This window comes from Vibrio sp. Y176 (assembly GCF_033438945.1).
On sequence record NZ_JAWOQS010000785.1, the window covers coordinates 1 to 610 of the forward strand.

At 48.9% G+C, this 610-nt stretch carries 1 protein-coding gene; it reads right to left on the reverse strand.

All coding sequences use genetic code 11. The features are described from left to right. Positions 1-610: aspartate-semialdehyde dehydrogenase (gene asd, locus R7O13_RS28645; RefSeq protein WP_318305432.1), on the reverse strand; the 610-nt coding region annotated here is incomplete at both ends.

Below are 610 nucleotides of genomic sequence, written 5' to 3' on the forward strand. Positions count from 1 at the left end.
CTGGAGCGCCTTGAGAACCAAGGATCTTGTTCGCTTCAACACCCGCTTTCCACTCTTCTTTGCTCTGACCATTATCGCGCTTCACATCGATCCACGGGATCAACGAGCCAGCTAGTGGTACGCCGAACTTGTCTGTAGGGAATGACGCGCTGCGCATTGTGTCTGCAACTTTCTTGTCAATATCAAGAATTGAGCTTGCTGGGTTTGCCAGTTCTGAACTTACTGCATCGTTGATAACACCCATTTGAGAGATCAACTCACGCATGTTTTGCGCGCCAGCGCCAGAAGCAGCTTGGTAAGTCATCGCACTGGTCCATTCCACCAACCCTTTTTCAAACAGGCCACCAAGACCCATCAGCATCAGGCTAACGGTACAGTTACCACCTACAAAGGTGTTCGTGCCGCCATGAATACCATGTTGAATTTGTTTTAGGTTCACAGGGTCTAGCGTGATGATCGAATCTTCCGCCATACGCAGTGTTGAAGCTGCATCAATCCAGTAACCTTTCCAGCCAGCTTGACGAAGTGCTGGGTACACTTTTTCAGTGTAGCTGCCACCCTGACACGTAATGATCGCATCAAGCTGTTTTAAACTTTCGATATCAAAGGC